This window comes from Bacillus sp. Au-Bac7 (assembly GCF_021341655.1).
GTDB lineage: Bacteria > Bacillota > Bacilli > Bacillales > Cytobacillaceae > Niallia.
The window spans coordinates 455,571-479,190 of sequence record NZ_JAJTTG010000001.1; the positions used below are offsets into that span (position 1 = coordinate 455,571).

Annotated in this window: 24 protein-coding genes and 1 riboswitch; of the genes, 21 read left to right on the top strand and 3 right to left on the bottom strand. The window is 38.1% G+C overall.

The annotated features are described in order from the left end of the window. Positions 1-14: 14 nt before the first annotated feature. The 7 genes from ribH (at position 15) to LXM54_RS02470 (ending at position 6,743) form a co-directional block, all read left to right on the top strand. The gene (gene ribH / locus LXM54_RS02440) at positions 15-482 is read left to right on the top strand and encodes a 6,7-dimethyl-8-ribityllumazine synthase (RefSeq protein WP_233313505.1); all 468 of its coding nucleotides are present in this window, start codon (positions 15-17) and stop codon (positions 480-482) included. Positions 483-716: 234 nt separating this feature from the next. After that, a complete protein-coding gene (locus LXM54_RS02445) occupies positions 717-2,012 on the top strand; it encodes an NCS2 family permease (RefSeq protein ID WP_233313506.1) in 1,296 nt (431 codons plus the stop codon). Between the two features lie 227 nt (positions 2,013-2,239). Then, entirely contained in the window at positions 2,240-3,475 is a 1,236-nt protein-coding gene (locus tag LXM54_RS02450) for an EAL and HDOD domain-containing protein (RefSeq protein ID WP_233313507.1), read from the top strand. 146 nt (positions 3,476-3,621) lie between these two features. Continuing rightward, positions 3,622-4,611: a diaminopimelate epimerase gene (dapF, locus tag LXM54_RS02455; RefSeq protein WP_233313508.1), complete on the top strand. Its 990-nt coding sequence runs from the start codon at positions 3,622-3,624 to the stop codon at positions 4,609-4,611. Positions 4,612-4,760: 149 nt separating this feature from the next. Continuing rightward, positions 4,761-5,399, top strand: a complete 639-nt coding sequence (locus LXM54_RS02460; protein ID WP_233313509.1) for an FMN-dependent NADH-azoreductase — start codon at positions 4,761-4,763, stop codon at positions 5,397-5,399. A gap of 86 nt (positions 5,400-5,485) precedes the next feature. Next, positions 5,486-5,674 carry a hypothetical protein gene (locus LXM54_RS02465; protein ID WP_233313510.1) on the top strand — a complete coding sequence of 63 codons (189 nt, stop codon included), beginning with the start codon at positions 5,486-5,488 and terminating at the stop codon, positions 5,672-5,674. Between the two features lie 136 nt (positions 5,675-5,810). Continuing rightward, complete coding sequence (locus tag LXM54_RS02470) at positions 5,811-6,743, top strand: ATP-dependent DNA ligase (RefSeq protein ID WP_233313511.1); 933 nt, start codon at positions 5,811-5,813, stop codon at positions 6,741-6,743. Between the two features lie 37 nt (positions 6,744-6,780). Here the strand turns inward: LXM54_RS02470 and LXM54_RS02475 are convergent, their stop codons facing one another. Further along, on the bottom strand, positions 6,781-7,362 hold the full coding sequence (locus tag LXM54_RS02475; RefSeq protein WP_233313512.1) for an HD-GYP domain-containing protein: 582 nt from the start codon (positions 7,360-7,362) through the stop codon (positions 6,781-6,783). 466 nt (positions 7,363-7,828) lie between these two features. Here LXM54_RS02475 and LXM54_RS02480 point away from each other — a divergent pair, with 466 nt between their 5' ends. Both LXM54_RS02480 and LXM54_RS02485 read left to right on the top strand, forming a co-directional pair. Continuing rightward, positions 7,829-8,479: a LuxR C-terminal-related transcriptional regulator gene (locus LXM54_RS02480; RefSeq protein WP_233313513.1), complete on the top strand. Its 651-nt coding sequence runs from the start codon at positions 7,829-7,831 to the stop codon at positions 8,477-8,479. 112 nt (positions 8,480-8,591) lie between these two features. Next, positions 8,592-10,094, top strand: a complete 1,503-nt coding sequence (locus tag LXM54_RS02485; RefSeq protein WP_233313514.1) for a helix-turn-helix domain-containing protein — start codon at positions 8,592-8,594, stop codon at positions 10,092-10,094. Between the two features lie 64 nt (positions 10,095-10,158). On the opposite strand, the gene ligD is transcribed toward LXM54_RS02485, so the two are convergent. Beyond that, positions 10,159-11,367: a DNA ligase D gene (gene ligD, locus LXM54_RS02490; RefSeq protein ID WP_233313515.1), complete on the bottom strand. Its 1,209-nt coding sequence runs from the start codon at positions 11,365-11,367 to the stop codon at positions 10,159-10,161. Between the two features lie 163 nt (positions 11,368-11,530). Here ligD and ku point away from each other — a divergent pair, with 163 nt between their 5' ends. The 11 genes from ku (at position 11,531) to LXM54_RS02545 (ending at position 22,716) form a co-directional block, all read left to right on the top strand. Further along, positions 11,531-12,379, top strand: a complete 849-nt coding sequence (ku, locus tag LXM54_RS02495; RefSeq protein WP_233313516.1) for a non-homologous end joining protein Ku — start codon at positions 11,531-11,533, stop codon at positions 12,377-12,379. Between the two features lie 114 nt (positions 12,380-12,493). Then, complete coding sequence (locus tag LXM54_RS02500) at positions 12,494-13,147, top strand: phosphatase PAP2 family protein (protein WP_233313517.1); 654 nt, start codon at positions 12,494-12,496, stop codon at positions 13,145-13,147. Between the two features lie 14 nt (positions 13,148-13,161). Continuing rightward, positions 13,162-13,701, top strand: a complete 540-nt coding sequence (locus LXM54_RS02505; protein WP_233313518.1) for a glycerol-3-phosphate responsive antiterminator — start codon at positions 13,162-13,164, stop codon at positions 13,699-13,701. A gap of 211 nt (positions 13,702-13,912) precedes the next feature. Next, positions 13,913-14,731, top strand: coding sequence for an MIP/aquaporin family protein (locus LXM54_RS02510; RefSeq protein WP_233313519.1), 819 nt, complete (start codon positions 13,913-13,915; stop codon positions 14,729-14,731). Positions 14,732-14,783: 52 nt separating this feature from the next. Further along, positions 14,784-16,277, top strand: coding sequence for a glycerol kinase GlpK (glpK, locus tag LXM54_RS02515; protein ID WP_233313520.1), 1,494 nt, complete (start codon positions 14,784-14,786; stop codon positions 16,275-16,277). A 175-nt stretch (positions 16,278-16,452) separates the two neighbouring features. Next, positions 16,453-18,129, top strand: a complete 1,677-nt coding sequence (locus LXM54_RS02520; RefSeq protein WP_233313521.1) for a glycerol-3-phosphate dehydrogenase/oxidase — start codon at positions 16,453-16,455, stop codon at positions 18,127-18,129. Positions 18,130-18,710: 581 nt separating this feature from the next. Next, positions 18,711-18,795, top strand: a riboswitch (ZMP/ZTP riboswitch). Positions 18,796-18,833: 38 nt separating this feature from the next. Next, complete coding sequence (locus tag LXM54_RS02525) at positions 18,834-19,670, top strand: bifunctional 5,10-methylenetetrahydrofolate dehydrogenase/5,10-methenyltetrahydrofolate cyclohydrolase (RefSeq protein WP_233313522.1); 837 nt, start codon at positions 18,834-18,836, stop codon at positions 19,668-19,670. A gap of 200 nt (positions 19,671-19,870) precedes the next feature. Continuing rightward, complete coding sequence (locus LXM54_RS02530; RefSeq protein ID WP_233313523.1) at positions 19,871-20,071, top strand: cold-shock protein; 201 nt, start codon at positions 19,871-19,873, stop codon at positions 20,069-20,071. 357 nt (positions 20,072-20,428) lie between these two features. Beyond that, positions 20,429-21,883, top strand: a complete 1,455-nt coding sequence (locus tag LXM54_RS02535) for a DEAD/DEAH box helicase (RefSeq protein WP_233313524.1) — start codon at positions 20,429-20,431, stop codon at positions 21,881-21,883. Positions 21,884-21,989: 106 nt separating this feature from the next. Next, complete coding sequence (locus tag LXM54_RS02540) at positions 21,990-22,190, top strand: cold-shock protein (protein WP_233313525.1); 201 nt, start codon at positions 21,990-21,992, stop codon at positions 22,188-22,190. A 127-nt stretch (positions 22,191-22,317) separates the two neighbouring features. Then, a complete protein-coding gene (locus LXM54_RS02545) occupies positions 22,318-22,716 on the top strand; it encodes a cytosolic protein (RefSeq protein ID WP_233313526.1) in 399 nt (132 codons plus the stop codon). A 42-nt stretch (positions 22,717-22,758) separates the two neighbouring features. Here the strand turns inward: LXM54_RS02545 and LXM54_RS02550 are convergent, their stop codons facing one another. After that, positions 22,759-23,046 carry a DUF6509 family protein gene (locus tag LXM54_RS02550; RefSeq protein WP_233313527.1) on the bottom strand — a complete coding sequence of 96 codons (288 nt, stop codon included), beginning with the start codon at positions 23,044-23,046 and terminating at the stop codon, positions 22,759-22,761. Positions 23,047-23,386: 340 nt separating this feature from the next. Here LXM54_RS02550 and LXM54_RS02555 point away from each other — a divergent pair, with 340 nt between their 5' ends. Beyond that, a complete protein-coding gene (locus LXM54_RS02555) occupies positions 23,387-23,590 on the top strand; it encodes a cold-inducible protein YdjO-related protein (protein ID WP_233314732.1) in 204 nt (67 codons plus the stop codon). Positions 23,591-23,620 lie beyond the last annotated feature (30 nt).

A 23,620-nucleotide genomic window follows, 5' to 3' on the forward strand; every position in this document is an offset into this window, starting at 1 on the left:
AAGGAGACAGTAAAATGACTAGAATATTCGAAGGTAATTTAATTGGAAGCGGCTTAAAGGTAGGAATCATCGTTTCAAGATTTAATGAGTTCATCACAACACGACTATTATCAGGTGCTGAAGATGCTTTGAAGCGTCATGGTGTGGAAGCAGAGAATATTAATGTTGCATGGGTGCCAGGAGTATTTGAGATTCCTCTTGCTGCGAAAAAGCTAGCTGAAACAAATAAATACGATGCAATTATAACTTTAGGTACAGTTATTCGCGGAGCGACTCCACATTTCGATTTTGTCAGCAATGAAGTAGCTAAAGGGGTTGCAAGCACGTCTCTTGCAACAGGAGTACCAATTATCTTTGGCGTATTAACAACGGAATCGATTGAACAAGCGATTGAGCGCGCAGGTACAAAGGCTGGAAACAAAGGCTGGGAAGCTGCAACTAACGCTATTGAAATGGCGAATCTATATAAAGAAATGGTTTAACATATAAAGGATATAATCTTAGTTATTGGCCAAATTCTTTTCTGGAAGCGGAAAGGGATTTGGCCAATTTTATTGTAAAAGGATTGGCAAAGTAATGGAAATCTGCTATCATATTCAATTGTGGCTCACCTAAAGTGGTAAGTAGTTTTTGGACTGAAATTTATGTTCAAAGAAGTAAAACTTCTATAGAGTGATGCGGGTAGGGAGAGGGCTATATTTAAACAGGTTTAATAAATGAAAAACTATATAACAGAATTCTTTAAAATGAAAGAAAGCGAAGCTACTTTCAAAGGGGAATTTTTTGCAGGTCTGATTGGGTTTTTTACAGTTGTCTATATTGTCGCTGTCAACTCGCTTATTTTATCAGAGGCTGGAATTCCACTTGAAGCTGCTATTATCGCGACCATCTTGACATCTGTTTTCGGCTGTTTGTTGATGGGGTTTCTAGGGAATGTACCGGTATTGCTTGTACCAGGAATGGGCATTAATGCGCTTTTCTCGTATACAATCGTTCAGTCAATGGGATTGAGCTGGCAGGAAGCGCTTGCTGTCGTGTTTGTTTCAGGGCTTTTGTTCATGCTGATTGCGTTTACAAAGCTGGCAAGCATTGTTAGTCAGTCCATACCATCTTCCCTTAAAGAATCGCTTACAGTTGGACTTGGCTTATTTTTGATGCTAATTGGCCTCGAAAAGGGCGGAATTGTCCAAAAAGGCAGTAATTCTATTATTGCACTTGGTTCCTTTAGTGATTTGCATGTATTGGCAACAGTCATTACATTAATCATCAGCATTATCTTATTTTTAAGAAATGTAAAAGGAAACTTCCTGATTACTATCTTAGTTGGAACATTGATTTCATGGATGTTCGGTTTGATAGACACAGGAGCTGCTGGCGATTCAGTACAGTTAAAGGATTATTGGAGTGTATTTGGTCATATGTCCTTTGATAAGATTATTACGATACCATTTTGGGTAGCGGTGTTCTCTTTATCAATGGTATTAGTTTTCGAAAATATTGGACTCGTTTCCAATCATGTTCAATATATCGGAAAACCGGAACGTTTTAAACGAGCTTTTCAAGCAAATGCTGTATCTGTTTTTCTGTCCGGCTTTTTCGGCAGCAGCCCAACTGTATCTACGGTTGAAAGCACTGCTAGCATGGCTGCAGGTGGGAAAACAGGCCTGACATCTGTTACGACAGCGGTGCTTTTCATTTGCTCTGCTTTCTTTATCCCTGTGATAAAGCTGATTCCGAATAGTGCTGTTGCACCGATTCTTATTATTATCGGCGGGCTGATGCTGCAAAATATTCGTAATCTAGATCTTAAGGATTTAAGTGAAAGTTTTCCAAGCTTTTTTATCATTGCGATGATTCCTTTCACTTACAGCATTGCAGATGGAATGGCAATTGGATTTATTTTATATCCAATCTTGAAAATAGCGCTCGGAAAAGCAAAAGAAGTATCTTTACCTTTATACTTCATTTCTTCCTTGTTCCTAATAAATTTTGTCCTTCAATATACACACTGATAATAACTGGCTTCTATAGGTTTTATGCCTATGGCGGCCAGTTTTTATTGAAGATATTGGGGAAAATCTGCCACATAAATTTGGGCTGAGCTAAATTACCCATTAAAATAGAGCATATAGTCACTTTTTAGAAATGCTACAGAGTTCGACAGCCTTTGAAGGCCTTGTTTATTAGAATAATACTAAATATTTTGAAATGAGTAGAAAAGAAGTTCGGAGGTATTTCAATGGAAGTTTTTGTGGCTAGGCAGCCGCTGTTCAACAGAATGGAAGAAGTGTACGGTTATGAATTGTTATATCGAAATAACGAAGTTAATATGTTTCCAAATATTGACGGAGACCATGCGACAGCAGATGTTATCATAAATAGTTTTTTAAATATAGGAATAGAAAAGTTATCGGATGGAAAACCTTGTTTTATTAACTTTACAGAAAATCTTTTGGATCTAGGGCTGCCTACATATTTTCAACCGAGAGAAATCGTGATAGAGATATTAGAAACTGTCGAGCCAAGCAGAAAAATAATCAATATATGCAAAGAGTTAAAGGCATTAGGATATAAAATTGCGCTGGATGATTATATTTTTGACAATACAAATCCATATGCCTATGAATTGCTTATCACGGCAGATATCATTAAAGTTGATTTCATGAATACGGATGAAGCTGCAAGGATTGAAATTGAGACCCTCGCCAAACAGCTTGGCAAAGAGATGGTTGCTGAAAAGCTTGAGACTAGGGAAGATTATGAGACAGCAAGGACTGCCGGCTATCATTATTTTCAAGGTTATTATTTCTCAAAGCCTTCTATCATGTCTACACATGATGTACCTGCTTATATTCATACATATTATGGTATCTCCAAACATATTCGTTCCATTGATCCAGACATTGATATGATTTCTAATTTGATTGAACAGGATATTTCTTTATCGTACAAGCTCCTTAAATTAATTAATACACTAGGTTTTGGCCTTAAGCATAAGGTTACAAGCATCAGGCAAGCGATTGTTCTTATCGGGCTGATGGAACTGCAAAAATGGCTGTACGTTCTGGCTGTAAGAGAAAAAGACTGGAATAATGGAATTTCGTATGAGATTATGTCTAACTGTCTTATAAGGGCGAGAATGTGTGAGTCTGTTGCAAAACTCATTCCAGGGAAAATTAATACCTCCGGACATTTCTTGACAGGAATGTTTTCATTAATGGATTCAATCTTGAATCTTGATATGGAAGAGATATTAGTTCAAGTTCCCCTTGATGAAGCAATCATGGATGCGCTCTCTGGAAAAAGCAATACACAAAGGGATGTGCTTGATCTAGTGCTTGCAGTCGAAAAAGCAGACTGGGTTCAAATTAGCAAAGGCTGCAGAAAGCTTGGGATTGAGGAAAAAGACTTGTTCAAAGTATATGCAGAATCCCTTAATTGGGCAAAAGAATTAATGGAAGACAAAAAAATGTAATGAAGAGCCTGTGTCCTAAAGCTAAACAAAAGGACATAGGCTTATTTATTTAGCGAATGTCCATAAAACAATGGTTTTATGATTGCAATAATGGCAACTGCAGAAGTACAATGTAACATATAAGTTAACGTTGGAGGAAATTACAGATGAATATTAAACTTACTAAATGCCACGGAAGCGGGAATGATTTCTTGATAATCGACGAGATTTCCAATCCTAGCTATTCCTTCTCAGAAGAAGACCGCGCAAATTTGGCCATTGCCTTTTGCGACCGGAGCTCCCAATTAGGAGCAGACGGAATATTGTATGTGATGCCGAGTGATAAAGCAGATGCCCGCATGAGAGTTTTTAATGCAGATGGGTCAGAAGCATCTATGTGCGGCAATGGGATACGCTGTGTTGCCCGCTATGTTTGTGAACTTCTTGATGTGAAAGAAGCGGTTATAGAAACAATGAAAGCGAATCTTGAAGTGAACAACGAAGCAGACATTTTCCCAGAGATTCCAACATATTTGGTGGAGATTTCCCCCGTTTCCTTCCAAACAACAGATTTGCCATTACGTATCGAGCAGAAGACGCTTTTAAATGAAAAGATTGAAAGCCTTCATCCGGAGCTTACATTTACTGCCTTAGCTGTGCCAAATCCTCATCTGATTGCAATTGTCGACAAAGAGACAATCGAATCTTCGGTGCAAGAAGAGATAAGCAGCTATGTAAATGGACCTAATGAACTTTTCCCTGATGGAGTGAATGTCAGCTTCGTTTCTATATTAGACAAAGGCAATATTTATGTTCGCACATATGAGCGTGGCGTTGGATTTACAAATGCATGCGGAACAGCTATGTCAGCATCATCACTTGTGTCCATCTTAAACGGCTTCAATAACACAGGTGAATTTATCGAGGTCTACAATAATGGCGGAAAAGTCCGCTGTTACGTTCATGAAAATGATGGCAAGTATCGTATTGATCTTATCGGCAATGCAACATATGTTTATGAAGCAGGTGTGGAAGCGGATCTTAACAATCTAAGTGATTTTATTCTTCATGATAAAGTTGTCAATGAACAGGAAGAGTCTCAGTACAGTAAACTGCAGGAAGCAGCACAAACATACTTAAAAGAAAAGCTTGTATAAAATTTTGCCTGGAAGGACTTGCCTTCCGGGTTTTTTAATTGGTAACAATGTTTATCGATTGGAAGAATCTAAAACAGCAACAGCAGTATTTTTTTCTTCCTTTCATCAAAAAATAAGTGCCTAAACTAATGGAAAGAAGGCAATAAACAATGGCAAAATTACTATATATCACAGCACATCCGCACGACCATTCCCAATCCTTCAGCATGGCTGCAGGACAGGCATTTATTGAATCATACAAAGAGCAGAATCCAAATGATGAAATTGTTCATATCGATTTGTATAAGGAAAACATTCCTGAAATCGACAGTGATGTGTTCAGTGGATGGGGCAAGCTTCAATCAGGAAAAGGGTTTGATGAGCTTTCTAATGAAGAAAAGTCTAAAGTAAGCAGACTGGCTGAATTAAGTGATCAATTTGTGGGCGGCGATAAATATGTTTTCGTCACACCGATGTGGAACTTTTCTTTCCCACCTGTTATGAAAGCATATATTGATTCTGTTGCTGTTGCAGGGAAGACCTTTAAGTATACAGATCAAGGTTCTGTCGGATTGCTGACAGACAAAAAGGCCCTTCATATTCAAGCTCGCGGAGGCATCTATTCAGAAGGTCCAACAGCCGATTTAGAAATGGGTCACCGCTATTTAAACGCTATTATTAAGCACTTCTTTGGGGTGCCGACATTTGAAGGTCTGTTTATTGAAGGCCATGCAGCAATGCCGGATAAGGCGCAGGAAATCAAGGAAAACGGCATAGCACGAGCAAAGGATCTGGCAAAAACTTTTTAATTTAATGGAGCTGCATTTTAATGCAGCTCTTTTTTTATGGTATAATTTGTAATAAACAGCTAGGAAAATGAAGGAGGTAAACAGCTTTGAATTCTTTTTTTGTGTACCTTATTATCATATTAGCAGTTGCAGGGGATTTCTTCTTATTGGATAGAAATCGTAAAAGATGGGGCTGGATGGATAAATGGTCTAGCAAAGGAAAAATTTTGTTTTTTGCTGTTATTTTACTATCCTCTGTTGTCGTGTATTTTGGGTTAAGTGTAAAGTATATATAAGTTGTTTAGATTTGAAAGGGCTTCCTAGTTCATTTACTTACATATTCATACTTTAATTAGTCCTGGTGATTTCTTGGTTCGCCAAAGCATAAAAACAGGCGATTTGAGGAATCTTAAAGAAAAAAGGACTGAAACAATGAAACCAATTGTCCCTTTCGAACCAATCGTAACGGAAACTATACCTACAGGTGATAACTGGATCGCCCAAGTGAAATGGGATGGCACAAGAATACTAACATACCATGAATTTGGTGAAACAAAGCTCTTTAATCGTAAATTAAATGAGCGGACTAAACAGTATCCAGAACTGATCGATACAACTGCTTACTTTTCAGCAGCTTCTTTTATTTTGGACGGAGAATTGATTGCTTTAAAGGAAGGGAAGCCATCTTTTTACGAAGTAATGAGACGGGATCGGCTAAAAAGTGTCGGCGTTAATGGAGGAATGCTAGAACAAGTGCCAATAACCTATATGGTATTTGACATAATACAGCTAGATGGCGAGTTGCTGACAGGTCATAGTCTTGCAGAAAGGCAGGAGCTTTTAAAGAAGTACTTTATACCGAATGAGCATGTGCAGCTTGTCGAAAGCTTTCACGACAAGGAGGGGCTGCTGCAAGCCTGCCTTAGCAATGATTTAGAAGGGGTAGTTTTTAAGGATTTGACAAGCAGCTACTCCATTGGAGGCAAGGATAAGCGCTGGCTGAAAAGAAAAAAACAACATGACTTGATTGCTGTTATAGGCGGAGTAACATATAAAAATGGTGTAGCCAATTCCCTGCATCTTGGTCTTTATGATCAAACAGATCATTTGGTTTATATCGGCAGTGTCGGCAATGGCAAATTAACAAATAAGGATTGGGCAGAACTCACAAAAATTCTTAAAACCATTGAAACTGGCAACTGCCCTTTTGCGAGTATGACAAACAAAGGCAATATGGTTTGGTTAAAGCCGCTGCTTACAGTGAAGGTCAGTTTTCTAGAATGGATTGAGAATCATACATTAAGACATCCTATAATTGAAGCATTCGTAACAGCAGATCCCCTGGAGTGCAGAATGGAAAATTAGTTTTTTTAAAGCGTTGCGAGTCTCATGCAACGCTTTATTAGGAGTGTTGCAATGCGCCCTTGAGCAAGCGAAGCTTTTTTGTTTCCAGATAACTAAAATAAGAGTAAAGAAGCATATCATCAAATACAGTTCTTATAAGCTTTTCCATTTTTAGTTTTACCTGGTCTTCACATAACGGATCTTGATAGACTCGTCCGTAAGCCATAGCATCATATGTGTCAATGATGCGAATCATCCTCGCAAAAAGAGGTATTTCTTTGCCTTTTAATCCGTAATAACCGCTCCCATCTATATTCTCATGATGATATAAAATAGTATTTAAAAATTCATCGGAAAAGATTTGTCTGTCCTCCAACAGCTGTCTACCATACAGAGTGTGACGCTTAAGCTCCCGCATTTCCATTTCAGTCAGCTTTTCCTTCTTGTTAAGCAAGGAAGGGTCGATTTTCAGCTTCCCTATGTCATGTAAAGCCCCCATATAAAAAATCTTCGCAGATGAACCCATACCAATAAAAGCACTAAACTGATGCAGTTCGTCAGCAACGCGCATGGAGTGTCCTAATGTCCTGCGGCAATGTTTCAATAATTTGCATGTTAAATCCTGAATATGGTTATTCAAAGCATGATTCCTCCTTCATAAGAAAGGTTAACAAGTCTTCTATGCAAGAATAGCATGTAAATGGCATAAGTTGATGCTCTCAAACGGAACGAATCGTTTTACATTTGAGATAATTCTTTGCCGGGATTTATTTTTAATATATAAAAATCTAAGAATGTATTGCTTTAACAGAAATTTTTCAATTTTTATAAGATAAAAACAAGTATTAAAGAATTAATGATAGATAATGAAAAGCTGCATTTCATTATTGGGATGAAGCTAACTTAATCCTCATTGTAAAATGTAGATTGTTATTAATTTCATTCACATTCAATTCCTTATTTTTTAATCAATAAGCACCCTCTTTCATCAAAATTTCTAGCTTTTTCAACATTTGCTTATTGTTCAAAAAGTTGGGATTTGGTTACGAATTTTTGGCTGTGTTTGGAAATAAGCAACAAGTATTTCAAAGGGGAGTCAATAATTGATGGCTACAATAGCACTTTTAGACAATAATCCGCGTGCCAGAGAGAAAATGCGACAAATGCTGAGAGAAGACCAGTCCTTTCAAATTATTGCAGAAGGACAAGATGGCAGATTTGCTCTGCCAATTAAGAAGGCTCATAACCCGGATGTCTTTATTATTTCAAGCTTAATGCCTAATGTTGATGGCATAGAAGCAGCGAAAGAGCTATTGGATGAAGATCCAGCAGCGAAGATTATTATGCTGTTTCAGGAAGATGAGGAAAAAGACTTTAATGCCTCATTAAGAATTGGTGTAATGGGGTTTGTCAAAATGGAGAAAATAGAGATTTGGCTGAAGGAGGCAGTTAGAAGTCTGCTAGCTGAGAAAAACTATATGGACCCGTTTATTACAAGCAAGGTGCTGCAGCAATACCGTCATATAACACAGCGGAATGATAATAATTCGGCTGGTCTTCATATCTTTTCAAAACGAGAGCTTACTGTTCTTCAGCTTCTCGCAAAGGGAAAAAGCAATTTTGATATAGCGGACGATCTTCAAATCAGTGATAAGACGGTTAAAAACCATATTAGCAGTATATTAAAAAAGTCTAGGACAAAAAGCCGGACTAGGGCTGTTGTCAAAGCAATTAAGTACAGATGGGTCAATCTTTGATAAGGCGTTTAATAAAAAATCTTAGTAACTACATTCAAAAACTGGTCTATTCTGCATTAATTTCATTAAATTAAACAAAATAGAATATATCTTTGGCATAAAGGTGATGTGGATGAATCGATTTTATAAACGTTATTCTGACTTAATTTTTCAGCTGCTTAGTGAAGATAAGTGGAACAGCCTCGCGGTTCTTTCGGATAAAACAGGTTTTTCAAAAACGACCATTTGGCGTGATTTAGAGTTTTTGGAAAGTATCCTGCCGCAGGATTGGGTTTTTGAAAAGAATGAAACATTTGGAGTAAGGCTTATCAAGCCGGAGAATGGAACGCTGGAAAATCTATTGGGACAAATCAGAGAAAAAAACACGTATTTGCACACATTGAAGATCATTTTATTAAATGATGGAGTTGATGTTTCGCAAATATGTCAGGAAGTCCATATCAGCAGATCAACCGCTTATAGGCATCTTGAAAAGCTGCAGGAAGTTGTCGAACAGGCAGAAGTAATGCTGACTGCGAGTCCCTTCCGTTTGGTCGGGGACGAGAAGAAGATTCGTCGTTTCATTATGCAATATTTGGACTTCATGTCCTTTGAAACAAATATTGTGAAGGAAGGGCTTGATGCCGTTAAGTTCCAAGAGCATTTAGTCAGGCTGTTTTCCAACTTTTCCATGTCATACAGAACCGGGGCGCTGCACAGACTGACTATTATTCTGTTTATAGCCAATCATCGGGCTTCAATGGGTCATTATATTTCTTATCCTGATAAAGTGTTGAATACACATGCTGGAAGCAAATACTTCGAATTAACTAAACTGCTGTCGCCATATATGGTCAAATGTCCGCGCAGAGAGGTTCAGCTCCAGGAAATCCTTTATTTTTCCATATTTATAATGAGCGAGGAAAGGCCACTTAACCGAACAAAGCATCTAAAATATATTCATAGCTCGATGAAAACGGAAAGAGGCTATCCAATGGCTCAATATTTGGCAAAGCTTGATCGGTTTATTGGTTTTCCGATTTCACAGGATGATATTTTCTTGTTCCACTTGTATCAGTCACTAAAGCGAATATCTGTTGAAACGGAATTTGAGACAGAAACAGTGAAAAATTCTGCTCTGCAATACTTAGATTTTTTTGAAGAGAACGAGCTTTTTCAAGCAATAGAAAAGCTTGCTGAGGAATGCCTGACTCCATACTCACTCCTATTTAAAAAGCTTGATACACTTGAGATTTTCTCCTTAGTACAAGCAGCTGTAATAAGGAGATGGAACCATCACAAAATCCAAGTAGCTGTTGTGTGTAGAACATACAGTGAAAAAGATTATATTCGTGAAATATTAGCCTATCATTTTGACAGTAAGCTAAAAATATCCAGCTTGGACCCTTCCAGTTTAAATCTGCTGTATATGTATGAGGAGTTTGATTTACTTATATCGGCCGGTGAATTAAATCCTGTAAATACATGTATTGAGCATATACCCAAAATCAATATTTCATCTTTTCCGACTTCTTCTGAATTGAGAGAAATAAGTTACTTTATTGAGCAGCATTTTTTTGAGAATTTAGGAATTACAAAGGAAATGATTTATCCATTTAATGAAACGCTTATGTAAAATCTTTATATAAACAAAAAAAGGAGAACTCGCTGGTTCTCTTTTCTTTGTATGCCGTTTCATTTCATGAGTTATTTGACTGAATGAACTGCAGTACAGCTTTTAAGGACTGCTTTTTTTTCGCCTCAAAATAATCTGCAAACGGGTTTATGTTGTTTTTTATCCGCTTTTGTACGGATTTCATTGAGTATGACTGCGGTGTCAAGCTGTCTGTCAGCTCTTCCCAATGAATTGGGCAGGCAACATATCCGCCTTCATTTCCTCTTATAGAATACGGAGCAACAATCGTTTTTCCTTCACTATGCTGGATATAATCAATATACAGGCGGTTATGGCGATTTTTTTTCAAGCGCTCAATCGTAAATAACTTTGGTTCCATAGTTACCATATAATTAGCGATAAATTCAGTAAAGACTCTCGCCTCTTCATATGTGTACGTTTTTTCTGGAAGCGGGATATAAACTTGGATACCTTTATTGCCAGATATCTTTATAAAGGCGATTAATTTTAGGCCGTCCAGAATGGTCTTTAATATTTGGGCCGCTTTAATGGCAAGTGAAAAATGATCTCTTGATGGCGGGTCGAGATCAAACACAATTTCAGACGGCATGCTATCTGACAGAATCGTTTCAAATGGAATATGGAACTCAAATGCAAGCTGGTTGCCAAGCCACATAAGTGTCTGCTCATTATTGCAAACAATGTAATTAATATCCTCCTTCCAGCTTGTCTGGACAAAGGGAGGCGCATACTCTGGACATTGCTTCTGGTAAAAGGAATCGCCAAACAATCCATGCGGGAAACGAATAACAGTTAGCAAGCGGTTATGTAAAAATGGAAGCATTACATCTTTCACTTCTGTTAAATATTCAATAAAGTCGATTTTGCGCAACTCATTACCCGGAAATAATGGCTTATCTGGGTGGGTAATTTGTTGCTCTATGCCAATTTGTTGTAGTAATTTTTCATAGGTGCATTCCTGCCAAGACTTTTCAAAAACAAATTGGAGAAATACTGGATTTTCAATTTGCCCATTGGCAAAGGAAGTAAATTCTAAATCTACACAAATTCCAGGTGTGACTGTCATTACGCCTTTTTCTTCAGACTGTTTATTCTTTTCTAAGATGCCTGATAAGGCGGTTAACTCTTTTGCTGTTAATCCTTCACTGAATTGTCCGACATTTTTGATGTTTCCATTGTCAGAAACACCTACTGAAAAGAGCATATCAGCTTTGCGGTACTCTGTTATTGTAAAGGAAGCAGTATATTTCATAAAACCAGTACTCCTAACAATGTTTATTTACGAAATAGTGTACGCTAGTGAGACTAATTCATTCATTTCCAAGATTTCATTGCATGAAAGACATGCGGAATAGCCAACTTATTAATAAGAAACACATTAACTAAGAAATATTTAGGATTGGAGAATAGATGGTATGCACACAATGTGGAAAGGAAGCATCAGCTTCGGATTAGTTAACATCCCGATAAAACTGCACACATCAACAGAGGATAAAGATATAAAGCTGCGGACATTGCATAAAACATGTCATGCGCCGATTAAATATGAAAAAAAATGCTCTGCATGTGAACAGGAAGTGGCACCTGAGGATATTGTAAAAGCATATGAATATGCAAAAGGTAAATATGTTGTTCTTGATAAAGAGGATTTGGAAAAGCTCCAAAAAGAAAATGAAGATAAGGCAGTAGAAATTATCGACTTTGTTAAGATGGAAGAGATAGATCCTATTTATTATGATAAATGTTATTATATGTCTTCTGGTGATGGAGGTAACAAAGCTTACGGACTACTCCGTGAGGCATTAATAGAATCAGGCAAGGTCGGTATCGCCAAAATAATCATTCGCTCGAAGGAGCAGCTTGCAGTCATTAGGGTGTATGAAAATACACTAGTAATGGAAACTATTCATTTTCCTGATGAAGTCAGGAAAGCTGAAGATGTCCCTAATGTCCCTGCAGAAGCAACTATCGCCAAAAAAGAGCTGGAAACAGCGATCCTGCTAATTGATCAGCTTACAACAGCTTTTGATCCGACAAAGTATACGGATGAGTACCGTACAGCCCTCCTTGAATTGATTGAAGCCAAGAAAACTGGCCAAGAAATTGTTACAAGTAAAGAAAAGGTGCAAACTTCCAATGTCATGGACCTAATGGCAGCATTGCAAGCATCAATAGACAACACTAAACCGGAACAGCCAGCAGCAGAAGAAAAAAAGGTAAAGACAAAAACAAAAACAAGAAAAAAAGTCGCGAAAGAAGCATAATGCAAGGGGGGATTGCCCCTTTGCATGCTTTTGTTTGACAAATTTTCCTTTTTAGGTAATTATGTCTACAGTTCTATGTAAATGGGCAATCCATTATAAGAAAGGTGAGAATTATTGAATAAAACAGAGCAAATGACATTAAAATATGTAACTACCATATTAACCATAGTCGTATTGTTTATCGTCATGTTTATTTTTGTTGCCTCGAGAATACAGGGAGCGGAAATAATCGCATTTGATCAAGTTATTATTGATTACATTCAGTCTTTTGAAAGTGATGCTACAACCGAATGGACAGTGATATTGACCGATTTAGGCTCAATTAAGTTTATCGCGGTGGCAGTCGTGGTTGGCACAGTGCTTTTATGCCTTTACAGGAAATTTTCTCTTGCCGCTTTTCTGATTTGTGCACCGGCTCTTGGAGGCTTGCTTAATAAGTTTTTGAAATGGATATTCAAACGGGAGCGGCCGGATATTTTGCCGCTGATTACAGAGCATGGTTACAGTTTTCCGAGTGGACATAGCATGGGTTCCTTAATTTTTTATGGAAGTGCCGCATATGTATTCTTGCATATCTGGAAGACAGCAGGAAAAAAAGCAGCAACGATTATTATTGCATGCTTGGTCATTCTGATGATTGGCATAAGCAGGATTTATTTAGGTGTTCATTACCCGACAGATGTTGTTGGCGGCTTTGCAGTTGGGTTTGCATTTTTGCTAGTATGCATCCTTGTTTTCCGCTATTATGAAGAGAGAAAAAATAAATGACTAGAGGGTAAAAGATGGACCAAAAAATAATACCTGCATCATCAAATTTAAAGGAATTCGAAGCCTTTTTGGAAAGCGATTATGAAGTAGGAGTCTTCTTGGAAATACATATTTCTCAATTGAAAAATATCAGCAAGCTGGCAAGAAGTGCAGGCAAGAAAATGATTTATCATGTGGATTTAATCCAAGGGTTAAAGAGCGATGACTTTGCTACAGAATTTATTTGCCAGGAATTTAAGCCGTATGGACTGATTTCGACAAAATCATCTGTCATTCTAAAAGCTAAGCAAAAGAATGTAATTGCCATACAGCGAGTCTTCCTTCTTGATAGCCACGCCATTGAAAAAAGCATTAAACTGGTTCAAAGGACAAGACCTGATTATATTGAACTTCTCCCAGGGACGATGCCATGGATGATTGAAGAAATTAAACAACGGCTGGATGTTCCGATATTAGCAGGCGGACTAATACGGTCGGAAGCGGATGTCAATAATGCGATTAAAGCTGGAGCAGCTGGCATAACTACTTCCAGACGGACATTATGGGATAAATAGGTTCTTACTATTTTTCTAGAGAAAATATTGTAAATGTGTTGACAGCGTTTTCATAGTAGGTTATGATGAACCTACAAGTTAATAAAACGTGTCGGAGATAAGGAGATGCACACAGATTTTCACATTTTGATGTGATATTTTTCTGTTGTGCTCTCCTTTTTTGCTGTTTTTTAACTTTGTTTTTCATTCGGTGTATAGGGGGAGATTTTGAATGTCTGCATTTTTAGGTGAAATTATTGGTACAATGATCTTAATCGTTTTTGGGGGAGGAGTAGTTGCGGGCAGCAACTTAAAGAAAACGTTTTCTAATAATAGCGGGTGGATTGTGATAACGGTTGCCTGGGGATTAGCTGTTGCGATGGGTGCTTTTGCTGTCGGCAGTATCAGCGGTGCCCATTTAAATCCTGCCGTAACAATAGCACTTGCTCTTAATGGTGATTTTGCATGGAGCCTAGTGCCTGAATATATCATAGCTCAAATGCTTGGAGCATTTATCGGAGCAGTCATCGTATACTTACATTATTTACCTCACTGGAAGGCAACAGACGATCCAGGCGCGAAATTAGCTGTATTTTCTACAGGCCCGGCAATCCCGCACACATTTTCTAACTTGCTTGGAGAATTAATTGGGACATTCATGTTAGTTTTAGGCTTGCTTTACATTGGAGCTAATTCGTTTGCAGAAGGTTTAAACCCAATCGCAGTTGGACTATTAATTGTTGTAATCGGTATGTCTCTTGGCGGAACAACTGGTTATGCCATTAACCCGGCAAGAGATCTAGGGCCCCGTATCGCTCATGCATTGCTTCCGATAGCAGGCAAGGGAGATTCAAACTGGAAGTACGCATGGATTCCTGTAGTAGGTCCAATTCTTGGAGGCGGATTAGCTTCTGTATTTTATCAATATTTCTATAAAGGAACAGTATCTACTTATTTTTGGCTAGTTATCATCGTAAGTATAGTGGTGTTAGTGCTTGCATTTTTTGGCACAAAAAGCAACAATTCTATTAAAATGAAAAAAGCAGCATAATACTAGTTTTCACATACTAGATTAATTTTTTAACTAATTAGGGGGTATTTTTGTGGAGAAATATATTTTATCTTTAGATCAAGGGACAACAAGTTCAAGAGCGATTATTTTTAACAAAAAAGGGGAAATCGTTCATACAGCACAAAAGGAGTTTACACAAATTTTTCCTAAGCCAGGCTGGGTGGAACATAATGCTAGTGAAATTTGGGGTTCGATTCTCTCTGTAATCGCAACAGTTTTATCAGAATCAGATATTAAGGCAGATCAAATTGAAGGCATCGGTATTACGAACCAACGGGAAACAGCAGTAGTATGGGATAAAGAGACTGGTGTGCCTGTCTATAATGCGATTGTGTGGCAATCGAGACAAACGAACGGAATATGTGAAGAATTGAAAGCACAAGGATACAACCAATTGTTCAGAGATAAAACGGGTTTGTTAATTGACGCGTATTTCGCAGGCACAAAAGTTAAGTGGATTCTAGATAATGTCGAAGGTACAAGAGAGAAAGCGGAAAACGGTCAATTGCTGTTCGGGACGATTGACACTTGGCTTATTTGGAAGCTGTCTGGCGGAAAGGCGCATGTAACAGACTATACGAATGCATCTCGCACATTAATGTTTAATATTTATGACCTTAAATGGGATGAGGAACTGCTTGAAATTTTAACTGTTCCAAAGTCAATGCTTCCAGAAGTAAAGCCGTCATCTGAAGTTTATGCTCATACAGTAGACTATCATTTCTTCGGAAAGAATATTCCAATTGCTGGTGTGGCTGGCGACCAGCAGGCAGCATTATTTGGTCAGGCATGCTTTGAGGAAGGTATGGCAAAAAATACGTATGGAACAGGCTGTTTCATGTTGATGAACACAGGAGAAAAAGCTGTCCGTTCCAATCATGGTTTGCTGACAACAATTGCATGGGGATTGAATGGAAAAGTGGAGTATGCCCTAGAAGGTAGTATCTTTGTAGCAGGATCTGCTATTCAATGGCTTCGTGACGGCTTAAGAATGCTGAAGGATGCAAAAGACAGTGAAGCATATGCGACAAAAGTGGAGTCAACAGATGGTGTCTACTTAGTGCCAGCATTTGTTGGGCTTGGAACTCCGTATTGGGACAGTGATGTGCGGGGAGCTATGTTCGGAGTAACAAGAGGAACAACAAAAGAGCATTTCGTCAGAGCTACACTTGAATCACTTGCATATCAGACGAGAGATGTTTTATCTGCAATGGAAGCGGATTCGAACATTAGCGTAAAAACATTACGAGCAGATGGAGGAGCAGTTAAGAACAATTTCTTGATGCAATTCCAAGGAGATATCTTAAATGTACCTGTTCAAAGACCTGTCATCAATGAAACAACCGCTCTTGGTGCGGCCTATTTAGCGGGATTGGCTGTCGGCTTCTGGAAGGACCAAGCTGAAATCGCTGAACAATGGAAGTTAGAAAAATCGTTCGATCCTGCCATGGAGGAAGAAAAGCGAGAAGAGCTATATGCTGGCTGGAAAAAAGCAGTCAACGCTACAATGGCATTCAAAAACTAAAATTACATCATTTAATTCAAAATACTGTGAATATATAAAAAAGTATGTTATACTAAAAACAAGTTAATAAAATGTCCGGAGATCAGGAGAGACCACAAAGTCGTTATCAAATAATGGTAATGATGCTTTGTGGTCTCTTTTTTGTTGGACATTATTCCTTAGGAGGACTTCCAAAATGAAAACAAACCGCAACTTACTGAAAAAACAACTTAAAGAAAACAAATTTGACGTGCTTGTAATCGGAGGGGGAATTACTGGTGCTGGTATTGCCCTGGATGCTTCTACAAGAGGCATGAAAACTGCTTTAGTTGAAATGCAGGACTTCTCGGCAGGCACATCTAGCCGGTCTACAAAGCTTGTTCATGGCGGACTCCGATATTTGAAACAGTTTGAAGTAAAAATGGTAGCAGAGGTCGGAAAGGAAAGGGCTGTTGTTTACGAAAATGGACCTCATGTTACAACACCAGAATGGATGCTGTTGCCTTTTCATACAGGCGGCACTTTCGGCAAGTTTACGACAAGCATTGGATTAAGGGTGTATGATTTTCTTGCAGGAGTGAAAAAAAAGGAAAGACGGAAAATGTTTTCGAAAGAACAAACCTTGGCATATGAACCGCTAGTTAAACAGGATGGATTAAAAGGCGGCGGTTATTATGTGGAATACAGAACAGATGACAGCAGATTAACAATAGAAGTAATGAAGGAAGCGATAGACAAAGGGGCGGCAGCATTAAACTATACAAAGGTAGAAAATCTCCTTTACGATACAGAAGGGAAAATCAATGGAGTAGCAGTAACAGATGTTTTAACTGGCGAGAAGTATTCTGTTTTCGCAGAAGTTATCGTTAATGCTGCCGGTCCTTGGGTTGACAGCATTCGGGAAAAAGATGGCAGCAGAAAAGGGAAAACATTGCAGCTTACAAAAGGAGTCCATCTTGTTATCGACCAATCGGTTTTTCCTTTAAAGCAAGCCATTTATTTTGATACACCAGACGGCAGAATGGTTTTTGCCATTCCGAGAGATGGGAAAGCTTATGTAGGAACAACAGATACTTTCTATAAAGAAGACCCTGTTAACCCAGCTATGACAGTGGAGGACAGAACATATATCTTAAATGCAATTAAATATATGTTTCCTTCTGTCAATGTGACAGAGGATGATGTGGAATCAAGCTGGGCTGGAGTTAGACCGTTGATTTTAGAAGACGGTAAGGATCCGTCTGAAATCTCAAGAAAAGACGAGATTTGGGAATCGGAGTCTGGACTTGTGACAATTGCTGGCGGAAAGCTGACTGGCTACCGTAAAATGGCGGAAACAGTTGTCAATTTAGTCAGTGGGAAATTTGCAAAAGCAAATAAAAGCTTTTCAGAATGTCAGACAAAGCATTTGCCAATATCTGGCGGGAAAGTGGGGGGATCGAGCAAGTTTGACAGCTATGTTGCCGGTATTGTTCCAGATGGAATGGATGCTGGCTTGACGAAGGAAGATGCAGAAGCTGTTGCGAGAATGTATGGAAGCAATGCTCCGGTTGTTTACCGCATTGTTAAAGAACAGAAAGCATCTGCTGAAAATAATATGCCTGTGCTTTTATGGGCAAAAGTGCATTATGCATTGGAACACGAGCTTGCGATGACTCCAGTCGATGTGCTCCTGCGCAGAACAGGCTTGCTGCTGTTTGGCATCAAAGAAGCAGTTCAATATAAGGAAGAGGTATTGGCATATATGGCGAGCTACTATGGATGGGATCAAGCAGAACAGCTGTTTTATAAAAAACAGCTTGAAAAGGAAATCCTCCATGCTACAGTGCCAGCTGATTTACAGTCAGAAGAGCTATTGGATCATATAATGTAAAAAAATTAAGTCACGGGCAATCCCGTGACTAATCTTTTGGTTTAAATAGAATTGACAAACTGTAAATAATAGGATATGATATTGCTTGTATGTATTTGAGGTAAGAACGGAATTGATCATAAAGAACTTGTGTAAAGTTATGTAGAAGCAAGACAACAAGGAACAGTTGATATATAGAACAAACACCACTTTAACAATCTTCTCCAAAAATCACATTAAAATAATCTCCTAAATGCGGATTAACCCTTCCAAAAAATTATTCTAGTTAATGTTATTTTTGCCACCGTTCTAATTCATAGAACTAATTCACACTGGCACGGCCTCGGAGCCGTAAGGATGAAAGAGAGGCAGGGCTTTCATTGTTTTAGGTATGGCACGTTTCACGGTGCATGACCCTTAAGTATATGCCAAGAAGTGCGGTTTTTACATAGGTCTAATTATTTTCGAATAATAAATGAGTAAAGATCTATCACAAGCACGAAACAGCAGGCATCTCCCAAATATGCGGAGATGCCTTTTTTATTGTCGAAACATGTTTTCATGAAATTAAAGCTATGTTATGATTACGTAGTAAAAACGATTCGTTTCGCAGTGACTGACGACAATAATGGAATGAACCATATGGGAGCTGTGAAAAGTGTATAGCCGGTCGTCTGGGCAAAAGGTAAATTAACCTTTCTAACACAATACCTGGAGGGATATACATGTCTGAAAAAGTAATACTGGATGGAAACGTGGTAGCGAATGCTGTTAAGGAAGAACTGAAAGGCCGAATTGAAGCGTTAAAGACAAAAGGCGTAACACCTTGTCTGGCGACAATTCTTGTTGGAGACGATCCATCTTCCGAGACATATGTGCGCATGAAAGGAAATGCGTGTGCAAAGCTAGGAATAGACAGTAAAAGAATCCATCTTGATAAAGAGACAACAACAGAACAATTACTTGAAACGATACAAGCCTTAAATGACGACAATAATGTCCATGGAATTTTGCTGCAGCATCCTGTTCCTGGTCATATTGACGAAAGAAAGGCATTTGAAACGATTGCAATCGAAAAAGATGTTGATGGGGTAACAAGCTTCGGTTATGGGCAAACGGCTCTTGGATTTGGCAAATTCCCATCTTGTACACCTGCAGCCATTATGAAGATAATGGAGCATTACGGTATTAAAGCGAGCGGAAAACATGCTGTTGTTGTCGGCAGAAGCCCGATTTTAGGTAAACCGGTATCTGCATTGCTGTTAAATGAAGATGCAACAGTAACTACATGCCATTCCCGCACAACAAATTTAGCAGACCACGTAAAACAGGCTGATATCGTAGTGGCAGCAGTCGGCAAGCCGAACTTCATCCAAGGAGACTGGATTAAGCCAGGCGCGGTAATATTAGACGCAGGCTATAATAAAGGCAATATCGGTGATGTCGATTATGAGGCATGCCTGGAAAACGCATCTGCAATAACTCCAGTACCAGGCGGAGTAGGTCCTGTTACAATAAGTATGCTGCTGAAGCACACAGTGGATTCTGCTGAAGGAATTTAATTAAGAAAAAAATATGTTTGACAAAAGTCACTATTGAATATATGATGTATTTAACGCTTGTAAGTTCGGTATATGTTTTTTAAGGATAGATGGTCATAGTTGCAAATATAGCTTATGTCCGAAAAGGTAGCGATGCTTCACTGATTCCTAAAGATTTATATAAGTTCTTAAAGGTGTAACACAATTTTGGAGGTTTTACAATGAACACAGGTAAAGTAAAATGGTTTAATGCAGAAAAAGGTTTCGGTTTCATCGAGTCTACTGAAGGACAAGACGTATTTGTTCACTTCTCCGCTATCCAATCAGAAGGTTTCAAAACTTTAGAAGAAGGTCAAGACGTAACTTTCGAAATCGTTGAAGGTAACCGTGGACCTCAAGCAGCTAACGTTACTAAAGCTTAATAATTTTTAGATTAAAGGTGATGCCTTTCCTTAATGCATCACCTTTTTTTAGTGTAGTACAAAAAGTGCTTCGCCATTCTCCATAAACCCAATCATTTTCATCAGGAATTTAAATCCCCTAATATTTTTTTCCAGAATGTTTTAGAACATGAAAAAAAGTGAATGGAAGTGGAGAGTATATATTTATTATTATTTATAAAACGCTCTTGCTCCAATATTTTTCAAGATAAGATTATTTAAATGCCTACTAATTTGGGTAAAATAGGCTAGGGTATCCAAAATGGACAATCATAACAGATAACGTCCATTCTTTATAAGTATTAAATGCAATGAGCAATAATGAAGGAGGAAAAAGTATTGACCACTTTTTCAGATTTTAATTTAAGCAGCAGTTTAGAAAAAGCATTATCCAATATGGGCTTTGAAGAGCCAACACCAATCCAGGCACAGGCGATTCCAATCGGTCTTGCTGGCAAGGATATGATTGGACAAGCACAAACAGGTACTGGTAAAACTACAGCGTTCGGTGTGCCTCTTTTAGAAAAAATTGAAGTGGGTAAACCAGTTCAAGGTCTTGTAATCGCACCTACTAGGGAGTTGGCTGTACAGGTTGCAGAAGAACTTAACCGTATCGGTGCAGTGAAAGGCATCCGTACATTACCAATTTACGGTGGGCAAGACATTAACCGCCAAATTCGCGGATTGAAGAAAAAACCAGAAATTATTGCAGCGACTCCTGGTCGTCTAATCGATCATATCGAACGTAAAACAATTCGTCTGCAAGATACAAAAATGATCGTCTTGGACGAAGCAGATGAAATGTTAAACATGGGCTTCATTGAAGATATCGAAAGAATTCTAAGTGAAACACCAAAAACACGTCAAACATTGCTTTTCTCTGCAACAATGCCAAAAAGAATTCAATCATTAGCAGAACGCTTCATGGTTGAACCAGAGCTTGTTAAAATTAAAGCAAAAGAAATGACGGTTACAAATATTGAGCAAAACTTTATCGAATTACAAGAGCGCCAAAAGTTTGATGTGTTGTGCAGTCTTCTTGACATCCAATCACCAGAACTTGCAATTGTATTCGGTAGAACAAAAAAACGTGTTGATGAAGTGGTTGAAGGCTTAATCAAGCGTGGATATTCTGCAGAAGGAATTCATGGTGATATTCCGCAAGGCAAAAGGGATCAAGTAATCCGTCGCTTTAAGGAACAAACAATTGACATCATGGTAGCGACAGATGTAGCTGCCCGCGGATTGGATATCAGCGGTGTGACACATGTTTACAACTTTGATATTCCGCAAGACCCTGAAAGCTATGTACACCGTATCGGACGTACTGGCCGTGCAGGTAAAAAAGGTTATGCTGTAACATTTGTATCTCCAAGAGAATTGGATCATCTTCGCATCATTGAAAATGTTACGAAGAAAAAAATGGTGAAAAACCCGATACCTTCTACTACAGATGTATTGGCTGGAAACCAACAGGCAACAATTAACAAAATCCAAAAAACAGTTGAAGAAAATCAATTTGCAGAATATAAGCGTCTTGCTGAAACATTATTGGAAGAAACTGATTCTGTGACATTGCTTGCAAGTGCATTGAAGCTTCTTACAAAAGAGCCAGATGCAACGCCAGTTAAATTGACTGCAGTTGAACCGCTTCGTTCTAAGAAGCCGAAAGGTGACCGTTCTGGCGGACGTCGTCGTAATGACAGAGGCGGACGTGGATATGACCGTAACCGTGGCGGCGGCAGCGGCGGCGGAGAAAGAAGAAGCAGAAACAGAAACAGAAATAGAGATTAATAAAAATATTTCTCTTTTATGTTTAATTTCTCTTCCAATTGGTTAATATAAACAAATGAAGGATATAAATGTATATCCTGGTTATTTAAATCTAGGAGGCAATAAAATGGCAACAGGTAAAGTAAAATGGTTTAACTCAGAAAAAGGTTTTGGATTTATTGAAGTAGAAGGTGGAGATGACGTATTTGTTCATTTTTCTGCTATTCAAACAGACGGATTCAAAACTTTGGATGAAGGCCAAGAAGTTAACTTCGATATAGAAGAAGGCGCACGTGGCCCGCAAGCTGTTAACGTAACGAAACTTTAATATGCTGATGATAAAGAACCCTGCTAATGACAGGGTTCTTTTTAGCATAATTTTTTAGAAGCAATATTTTTGTTAATTGGACAAAGTCTGTTACAATAAAGGCTGATAAAGAAAGAGGTGCTACATAATGAAAGAATTTACTGTTGAATTTCATAAAGAAGATGGAATGGAAAACATTACAGTCCAAAAATTGAGTGAAGAAGATTTTAACCGAGTAACTAGCGGTGGAACTAGACAGCTGTTTGAGTTGGATACGAATATCGGCTACTTCATCTATTTTGATGCAGTTGATGAAAGTGGAAAAGAATCGTATTTAGTTCTTCAATATCTGGAAGAAAGTGAAACACCATCTGCTTGTTTTTCCTTTGAATTAAAGGACTTCTACCAATTTATAGCACTTCATTTAAATGATTTGCAAATTGATGAGGATGAAGAGGAAGAAGCAGAGGACGCTTTTGGTCCAATCCACTATCTTGCGCATTTAATGCATCATATTGTGGAAGATGGCAAGTCGGTCGAAGTATAATAAAAAGAGCAGGAGACATGTCTCCTGCTCTTTTTATGTAATTTAAGCCTCTTTGTAATGACTGCTGCAAAAATTAAATACTTCTTGAAGCTCGTCCTCTTCTAAAGCAAAATCCAAGTACTTGTCTTGGCTGCTGTTATAAAAGTCATAATTTAACACTTTCATTTCTGACTCCTCAACGAAGAACAATATCTTTAATTGAATGGTGCCGTCCTCAAACAGCTCGTCCTCCTCATCCTCTTCCAGAGTTAAAAAGAATTCATATCGTTCTCCTGATAAAATGCCAGTTGGATCTTCGATCTTTTCCACTGTATACTCTGTTATATTCATTATTGATGACCTCCTATATCTATCACTGCATAGTATTTCAAAGTATGGGTGAATTTATTGCATACTCGAAAATAATATCATATTGCTTACAGGATAGCTAATGCTTTTCAATTGAAATGGAATATGATAAGATGGAATTTTAATTATTTGACTTTTTATATATGTATGTTATAATAGGAAGATAGGTTAAAAGAAAGATAGATATGTTTGGTCACTTGTTTTTAAGGTCTAGTCTGTAGATTTCTTACGTTTGCAAGTGATTTTTTATGTTTTACGGGCTCTTTTTTTTTGATAGTGGGCTCTAATCAAACAAAGCTTCATGGAGGTGTTTCATTTGGCAATGGGATTTGGCCGAAAGAATAACGAGGAAATTGTAAAAGAAGAAGTTGTAGTTTGGGATTGTGTATCTGAAACATGCAAATGCTGGATTCGGGACAATTTTAAAAGCACTGAAACACCAAAATGCCCAATATGCGGCAGTGATATGGAAAAAACGACTAGAGAGTTGCAAGTCGTCAATAATAATAGCATTTACTCAAAATAAAAACTAAAATCCTTTGGATTTTAGTTTTTT